At 71.4% G+C, this 9,327-nt stretch carries 1 protein-coding gene and 1 pseudogene; both read right to left on the bottom strand.

All coding sequences use genetic code 11. The features are described from left to right. A partial coding sequence (locus ACZ562_RS38065) for a condensation domain-containing protein (RefSeq protein ID WP_471189242.1) occupies positions 1-2,114 on the bottom strand: 2,114 nt, incomplete at its 3' end. Beyond that, positions 2,111-9,316: pseudogene (locus ACZ562_RS38060) on the bottom strand (amino acid adenylation domain-containing protein); the annotation flags it as partial. The gene ACZ562_RS38065 and the pseudogene ACZ562_RS38060, both read right to left, overlap by 4 nt. Positions 9,317-9,327: the final 11 nt, after the last annotated feature.

The raw sequence follows: 9,327 nt of genomic DNA, 5'->3' as shown, positions 1-9,327 counted from the left end.
AGATCAGCCGGCTCCAGCACCCCAAGCAGCGACGGCACCACACTCGCGGCCCGAACACCCGCCAACTCCGCCAACCGCTGCGGCTGCTCCCGCTGTTCATCACTGGCGATCCACAACGCCGAACCCGACGACAACGCCACCGCCACATCCAGCACCGACGCATCGAAACTGAACGAGGCGAACTGCAAGACGCCCACACCAGGACCAGCACCCATCACCGGCCCGAACACCGACACCAAGTTCGCCAGCGAGCCATGGGAAACCGCCACACCCTTCGGCGTCCCCGTCGAACCCGACGTATAGATCACATACGCCAGATCACCGGCAACACCGGGAGCCGCATCCGACTCACCCGGCTGCTCCAGCTCCTCTGGACCGACGACCACACCCACGCCCGCATCCGCGAGCATGAACTCAACCCGCTCACCGGGCAGTTGAGTATCGATCGGCAGATACGCCGCCCCCGCCTTCCACACACCCAGAATCCCGGTGACCATCCCAGCGCCACGCGGCAACCGCAGCCCCACCACCGACTCCGGCCCAACCCCCCGACCCCGCAGATACTGCGCCAGCCGATTCGCCGCCGCATCCAGCTCCCCGTACGACAGCTCGATGCCCTCACTCACCACCGCCACCGCGTCCGGAGCCGACGCAACCCACCGCTCGAAGGACTCGACTACGGTGCTGTCGGCAGAGTCGGCGGCCGTGTCGTTCCACTGGACCAGCAGCCGGTCCCGCTCATCCGTGTCAAGGACGTCAACGGCGCCGAGACGTACCTCCGGCCTCGCCGTGACGGCCGCCAGCACCCGCGCCCAGCGCTCCGCGATCACCTCCACCGAAGCCGAGTCGAAGAGGTCCGCCGATGCGGTCAGGGACCCCCGCAGCCCGGCCGGTCGCCCCTCGGCGTCGAACTGCTCGCCGACGACCATCTCAAGGTCGAACTTGGCCGGTACGATCACCGGCTCGCCCAGGTTCTGGCCGCCGCGCGCGGCCCGTACGTCGGCCAGGTCCAGCGCCGTGCGGCGGGTGTTCTGGACGGTGAGCATGACCTGGAACAGCGGGTTGCGGCTCAGGGAGCGGGAGGGGGCGAGTTCTTCGACCAATCGTTCGAAGGGGACGTCCTGGTAGTCCAGGGCGTCGAGGCTCGCGTCCCGTACCCGGCGGAGCGCCTGCCGGAACTCCGGGTCGCCGGACAGATCGGTGCGGATGACGAGGGTGTTGACGAAGAAGCCGACCAGGTCGTTGAGGGCCTCGTCCGTGCGGCCCGCGACCGCCGAACCGATGGGGATGTCGGTGCCGGCGCCGAGCCGCGACAGCAGTACCGCCAGGGCGGCCTGGACCACCATGAAGAGGGTGGCGCCCTCTTCGCGGGCCAGGTCCGTCAGGCGCCGGTGGACGTCGGCGGGCACATGCAGGGGGACCCGGTGGCCGCGGTGGCCGGGGGCGGCCGGACGGGGCCGGTCCACGGGCAGGGGCAGCTCCTCCGGCGCGCCCGCCAGCGTCCGCCGCCAGTACTCGACCTGCCCGGACAGAAGGCTGTCGGGGTTCTCGGCATCCCCGAGGAGCTGGCGCTGCCAGAGGGTGTAGTCGGCGTACTGCACCGGCAGCGGCTCCCAGCCGGGGGCCTCGCCACGGAGCCGGGCCGCGTAGGCCGTCGACACATCACGGGCGAGGGGTGCCATCGACCAGCCGTCGCCGGCGATGTGATGGACCGAGAGAACGAGCAGGCCACCGCCCTCCGCGCCCGGCCCGGTGTCACCGTCCGTCAGCAGCAGCCACGCGCGGATCGGGATCTCGGCCGACAGGTCGAAGCCGGTCCAGGCCACCTCTTCCGCCGCTCCGGCCAGTTCGCCTGGGGCGACGCTGTGCACCTGAAGTTCCCAGTCCAGTTCTTCCGGCGCCAGGATGTGCTGGTAAGGCTCGCCGTCGGCGACCTTGAATAGGGTGCGCAGCGATTCATGGCGGACGATGACGTCCCGCAGCGCGGCGTCGAGTGCCTCGACGTCCAGGTCCCCGGTGAGGGTGACGACCAGCGGAAGGTTGTAGGTGGGGGTCGGGCCCTCAAGCCGGCTCAGGAACCACAGCCGCCGCTGCGCATACGACAACGGAATCATCGCTCGTTCTCCTTACGCATGGGACGCAACGCCGGCCGAGCCGACTTCTGAGTGCCCAACTTCGCCGCCAGCGCCGCCGGGGTCGGCGCCTCGAAGAGGGTTCGGATCTTGACTTCCACGCCTAGCCTGGCGCGGATGCGGGACAGCAGTCTGATGGCGAGCAGTGAGTGTCCGCCCAGGTCGAAGAAGCTGTCGTCCACCCCGACCGAGTCCTGTTCGAGGACTTCGGCGAACACTTCGCAGAGGACCGCTTCCTTCTCGTTCGCGGGCTCGCGTCGGGTCGTGCCGGCCGCCGTGTGCCCAGGAGCGGGGAGCGCCTTGCGGTCGAGTTTTCCGCTGGCCGTCAGCGGTAGTTCGGGCAGCGGGACGATGGCCGCGGGAACCATGTGGTCGGGCAGCAGGCGGGTGAGGTGTCGGCGGAGGGCGGCGGCGCCTTGCTCGCCGCCGGGGCCGTGTGCCGTTTCCGCGTCGCCATCGCCGGCTGCTGCCTCGCCCGCCCTGCCTGCCTCGCCTGTGTCGGCTTTCTCGGGGACGACGTAGGCGACCAGGCGGGTGTCTCCCGGTGTGTCGGCGCGGGCGATCACCGCGGCGCGGGCGACCGCGGGGTGGCTGAGCAGCGCGGCCTCGATCTCGGCGGGTTCGATGCGGAAGCCGCGTACCTTCACCTGTGTGTCGGCGCGTCCGACGAAGACCAACTGCCCGTCGGACGTCCGTTTCACCAGGTCCCCGGTGCGGTACATCCGCTCACCGGCGGAAGCGTACGGGCAGGCCACGAACCGTTGGCCGGTCGCGGCGGGGCTGCCCACATAGCCGCGGGCCAGCTGTCCGCCCGCCGCGTACAGTTCGCCGACGACACCGATGGGGACCGGGGCGAGTGTGTCGTCCAGGACGTAGAGGTGGTTGCCGTCGAGCGGCGTCCCGATCGGTACCACCCCCGCGTCGTCTGTTTCGGGGGTCAGGGGGGTGGTGGCGATCCCGATGGTGGTCTCGGTCGGCCCGTAGTGGTTGTGGATCGCGCGGTCACCGGCCTCCCGTACGAGTTCGCTCACCCAGGGGGCCGGGGCGGCTTCGCCGCCGAGGACCAGTGAGCGGGCCGGCAGGATCCTCTGTACGCCGGTCGCGGCGGAGAGCGCGGTCAGGTGCGAGGGCACCGCCTTGAGATGGTCGATACGGTGTTCGTGCAGGTAGTGGGCGACCGCTTCGGCATCCATGACCATGGCTTCGTCCAGGATGTGGAGTTGGCCGCCGCTGATGAGGCTGAGGAACAGGACGGTGTTCCCGAGGTCCGTGACCTGTGGCTGGAGCAGCGCGTACCGTGCTCCCGCCGCTGACCAGCCGAGTCGGGCCGACGCGGAGGTCACATAGTCGGTGAGTCCTCCCTGGGTGACGGCCACGCCCTTGGGTGTGCCCGTCGATCCCGAGGTGTAGATCACGTAGGCGAGCTGAGTGGGGGCGGCCGTCACCCGGGGGGCGGGCTGCTCCGGCTGCTCGGTCGGTGGCGTCGGGGTGTCCAGGGACATCACCGGTACGCCGGCCAGCGCGTCGGCCCGCTCACCCGCTTCCGTCCCGGTCGCCTCGCGCGCGCCGCTGCCCGCGGTGAGGACCAGCCGGGTGCCGCTGTCGGTCAGCATGAAGGCGATCCGGTCGGCCGGGAGGTGGGGGTCGATCGGCAGGTAGGCCGCGCCGGCCTTCCAGGTCGCGAGGATCGCGGTGATCGTCCGCAGGCCGCGCGGCAGGCACAGGCCCACAACGCTCTCCGGGCCGATCCCGAGGTCGCGCAGACGGTGGGCGAGCCGGTCCGTCGCCGCGTCCAGGCTGCCGTACGACACCTGGGCGCCGTCCGCGACCAGGGCGATGGCGTCGGGGTCGGCCGCGGCACGCTCCTGGAACTGTTCGACGACGGTCGGCCGGCGGCCGGGTGCCGTCGGCGTGCCGCCGCCCGCGAGGAGCAGCTCGCGCTCCTGTTCGCCGAGGACGTCGACCTCGTGCAGCCGCAGGTCCGGAGTCGCGGTCACAGCGTCCAGCACGCGCAGGAACCGCCCGGCCATCCGGTCCGCGGCCGGCGCGTCGAACAGGTCGGCGGTGACCGTCACGGCGCCGCGCAGCCCGGCGGGACGGCCTTGGTCGTCGAAGGTCTCCCCGACGGACACGAAGAAGTCGTAGCGGCCCGGCGCCATCGCCGAGGCGTCGGGGGCGGCCCCTTCGCCGCCGCTGCGTGCACCGGTCAGGGTGAGGGCCGCGCGCTCGTTGTTCTGGAGGGTCAGCATCACCTGGAACAGCGGGTGGCGTCCCAGGGCCCTGGACGGCGCCAGCTCTTCGACCAGCCGCTCGAACGGTACGTCCTGGTGGGCGAGCGCTCCGAGGCTCGCTTCCCGTACCCGGCCGAGTACCTGCCGGAAGTGCGGGTCCCCGGAGAGGTCGGTGCGGATCACGAGGGTGTTGAGGAAGAAGCCGACCAGGTCGTCCAGGGCCTCGTCGGTACGGCCGGCGATGGGCGAACCGATGGGGATGTCGTGGCCGGCTCCGAGCCGGGACAGGGTCACGGCGAGTGTGGCCTGGAGGACCATGAAGGTGGTCACGCCTTCGGCGCGGGCGAGTTCGACGAGCCGCCGGTGGACGGTGTCCGGCACCTCCAGGGGTACGCGGTGGGCGTGGCGGCCGGCCACCGCCGGGCGGGGCCGGTCGATCGGCAGGGTGAGTTCCTCCGGTGCGCCGGCCAGGGTCCGGCGCCAGTAGTCGACCTGGGCGGACAGCAGGCTGTCCGGGTCGGACTCGTCGCCGAGCAGGTGCCGCTGCCAGAGGGTGTAGTCGGCGTACTGCACGGGCAGCGGTTCCCAGCCGGGGGCCTCGCCGCGCACCCGGGCGGCGTAGGCGGTGGACAGGTCCCGGCCCATCGGTCCCATCGACCAGCCGTCGGTGGCGATGTGGTGCACCACCACCATGAGGATGTGTGTGTCGGGTCCGGACTGGAACAGCCAGGCGCGGATGGGCAGTTCGGCCGACAGGTCGAAGGTGTACCCGGCGGCGCGCGCGATCTCGTCGGCGAGTGCCCCGGGCTCGGCCCGGGACACCCGCAGCTCCCAGTCCAGATCCTGGGGATCGACGATGTGCTGGTACGGCTCACCGTCCACGGCCGGGAACACGGTGCGCAGCGACTCGTGACGGGCGATGACATCGCGCAGGGCCGCCGCCAGCGCGGGGACGTCCACGTCGCCGCTGAGCCGGACGGGGACCGGGATGTTGTAGGTGGGTCCGGCTCCTTCGAGCTGGTCGAGGAACCACAGGCGTCGCTGCGCGAACGACAGCGGCACCCGCTCAGGGCGTTCGGTCACCGCCCGCAGCGGGGTGCGGGCGCGGTGCGTGTCCGTCCCGGAGAGCCGGGCGGCCAGCGCGGCCACGGTCGGCGCCTCGAACAGGGTGCGCAGCGGCACTTCTACACCGAGGACGGCCCGGATCCGGGACAGCAGGCGTACCGCGAGCAGGGAGTGACCGCCGAGCTGGAAGAAGTCGTCGTCTACGCCGGCCGCCCCGACGCCGAGTACCTCGGCGAAGGCCGTGCACAGCAGCTCTTCCTGGACGGTGGCCGGTGCCCGGCCCGCGCCCGTCGCGTACTCGGGCGCGGGCAGCGCCTTGCGGTCGAGTTTGCCGTTCACGGTCAGCGGCAGCTCCGGCAGCGTGACGAACGCGGCAGGCACCATGTAGTCCGGCAGCCGCCTGGCGACCAGCTCGCGCAGCTCGGCCGCGTCCAGTTGCGCGCCGGCCGCGTTCACTTGTGCCGCCGTGTGCGGGGCCGCGGGTACGGCGTCCGCCGCGTCCCCTTGCGCCGCTGTGTGCGGGTTCGTGGGTACGACGTAGGCGACCAGGGCGTCGTCACGGGCGATCACGGCGGCCTGGGTGACGTCCGGGTGGGTGAGCAGCACGGCCTGGATCTCGCCGGGCTCGACCCGGAAGCCGCGCACCTTCACCTGGTCGTCGGCGCGTCCGATGAAGAGCAGCTGCCCGTCGTACGTCCATTTCACCAGGTCCCCGGTGCGGTACATACGCTCCCCCGGGCTCCCGTACGGGCCGGCCACGAACCGCTCACCGGTCAGCGCCGGACGGTTCGCGTACCCTCGCGCCAACTGTGCTCCGGCCAGATAGAGTTCGCCGGTCACTCCGGGCGCCACCGGCTCCAGATGGTCGTCCAGGACGTACACCCGGGTCCGGGCGACAGGAGCACCGATGGGAACCGGGCCGTCGTCCTGGGCCGGGTCGCAGGCCCAGGCGGTGACGTCCACCGCGGCCTCGGTGGGACCGTAGAGATTGTGCAGGGCCACACCGGTGAACGCGCTGTGGAACCGGGCCTGTGTCTTTGGTGACAGTGCCTCGCCGCTGCACACCACATGCCGCAGGCTGGGCAGCCGGGCCGCACCGGTGTGCAGCAGGAACGCGTCCAGCATGGACGGCACGAAGTGCAGCACGGTGATCCGCTGCGCGCGGATGAGGTCCGCCACATACCCCGGGTCGCGGTGTCCGCCGGGGCGGGCCAGGACCAGGGTCGCCCCGGAGATCAGCGGGCAGAACAGCTCCCACACCGACACGTCGAACACCATCGGCGTCTTCTGCATCACCCGGTCGCCGGCGCCGATACGGTAGTGGTCGCGCATCCACACCAGCCGGTTGACGATGCTGTCGTGCGAGATCAGCGCCCCCTTGGGGCGGCCTGTCGACCCCGATGTGTACAGCAGGTACGCCGGGTGACGCCCGTCGAGGTGGGCGGGTTCCGGACGGATGCCGGAGGGGTTGTCGGCGGCCGACGGGAGCGGGGCGTCGGCGGATCCTGGACCCATGTCGGAGATGTCCCCGCCCGCCGACAGCCGGGCATCGGCGGATCCCGAACCCGTACCCGGGAGTTCGTCGCCCACCGACAGCCGGGCGACCGTCTCGGCGTCGTCGAGTACGACGACCGGCGCCCCGTCCTCCAGGAGCAGGGCCACTCGCTCGGCCGGGTACGACGGGTCGACCGGCAGATAGGCCGCCCCGGACTTCAGTACGCCCCACAGCGCGACCATCAGCTCGACGCCGCGCTCCAGGACGACCGCGACCACCGTCTCCGGGCCCGCGCCCCGGTCCCTCAGATGACGTGCGACGCGCTCCGCACGGCTGTCCAGCTCCGCATAGGTCAGCTCGGTGTCCTCGAACACCACCGCGATGGCGTCGGGAGTCCGGCGCGCCTGGGCTTCGAAGAGTTCGGGCAGCGTCGCCTGCGGCATGGGCACCGCCGTGTCGTTCCAGTTGGCGAGGATCTGCTGCCGCTCGTGTGCGTCGAGGACCTCGACCGCGTGCAGCCGGACGTTCGGTACGGCGGTCACCCTGTCCAGCATCCGAAGGAACAGGCCTGCCATCCTGGTGACGGTCTGCGGCGCGAACAGGTCCGTCGATCCCGTGACGAAGCCGCGCACCCCTGCCGGATGCCCCCGGTCGTCGAAGACCTCGGACAGTGTGACGTCCAGATCGAACCTCGCCGCCGTGGCCGTGACGGGTGTGGGTTCCTGCGAGCCGGAGGACGGTACGTCGTCGCTCTGCCCTGTGGCGCCAAGCGGGGAGGCGGTCCCCTCGGTGTTCTGCAGCGTCAGCATGACCTGGAACAGCGGATGCCGGGCCATGGACCGCGCCGGGGCCAGTTCCTCGACGAGGCGTTCGAAGGGCACGTCCTGATGGGCCAGCGCCCCGAGACTCGCCTCCCGCACCCGGCCCAGCACCTCACGGAACTCCGGATCCCCGGACAGATCCGTCCGGATCACCAGCGTATTGACGAAGAACCCGACCAGATCGTCCAGCGCCTCATCCGTACGGCCCGCGATCGGCGACCCGATCGAGATGTCCGTGCCGGCACCTAGCCGTGACATCAGCATCGCCAACGCGGTCTGGACGACCATGAACACCGTGACGCCCTCGGCCCGTGCCACTTCCGTCAGCCGCTGATGCACCTCGGCCGAGGCCCGTACCGGCACCCGGTGGCCGCGATGGCTGCTGACCGCCGGGCGCGGCCGGTCCGTCGGCAGGGCCAGCTCTTCCGGCGCGCCGGCCAGCGTCCGCCGCCAGTAGTCGACCTGGACGGACAGCAGGCTGTCCGGGTCCGTCTCCCGGCCCAGGAGTTCACGCTGCCACAGCGTGTAGTCGGCGTACTGGACCGGCAGGGGCTCCCACGCCGGAGCCCGCCCCTGGCGCCGGGCCTCGTACGCGGTCGCCAGATCCCGGCTCAGCGGACCGCGCGACCAGCCGTCGGTGGCGATGTGGTGCACAACGACCACCAGCACCCGGGAGTCCGGGGCAGGGTCGAACAGCCATGCACGAATGGGCAGTTCGGCCGAGAGGTCGAAGGCGTGCGCGGACGCATCCGCCACAGCCCCGTCCAGGTCACCGGACGCCACCTCGGTGACCTGAAGTTCCCAGTCGAGGTCCCCGGGGTCGAGAATCCGCTGATACGGCTCCCCGTCCGCCGCCGGGAACACCGTCCGCAGCGACTCGTGCCGCCCGATCACATCCCGCAGCGCCGCGCCGAGTACGGCGGCGTCCACGTCCTCGCTCAGGCGGATCACCGTCGGCAGGTTGTACGTGGGGCTCGGTCCTTCGAGCTGGGCGAGGAACCACAGCCGTCGCTGCGCGTACGACAGCGGCACCCGCTCCGGCCGCTCAGCCGCCGCCCGCAATGCCGTACGAGCCCGGATGTCACCCTGCTCTGCCAGTCGCGACGCGAGCGCGACGACGGTGGGCGCCTCGAACAGTGTCCGCAGCGACACCTCGACGCCCAGCACCGCACGGATCCGGGACACCAGGCGCACCGCGAGCAGCGAGTGCCCGCCCAGTTCGAAGAAGCCTTCGTCGGATCCGACCGAGTCCAACCCCAGTACGTGAGCGAAAGCCGAGCTGAGGAGTTCCTCCGTCACACTGCTGCGCCCACCGCCGGTGCCGCTCCGGTAGTCGGGTGCGGGGAGTGCCTTGCGGTCGAGCTTGCCGTTGGCGGTCAACGGGAGTTCCGGGAGGGTGACGACGGCGGCCGGGACCAGATGACCGGGCAGCCGCGCGGCGAGGAACTCGCGGACGACCCGGGCCTCCAGAGTGTCCGCGGGGACGATGTAGGCGACGAGGCGCTTGTCGCCGGGCGAGTCCTCACGGGCGACCACCGCCGCCTGGACCACCTCCGGGTGGGTCAGCAGCACGGACTCGATCT

It is taken from the genome of Streptomyces sp. NPDC040410, from assembly GCF_055595715.1.
Note: the sequence above shows the minus strand (reverse complement) of the source record. Positions and strands in the feature narration are given on the sequence as shown.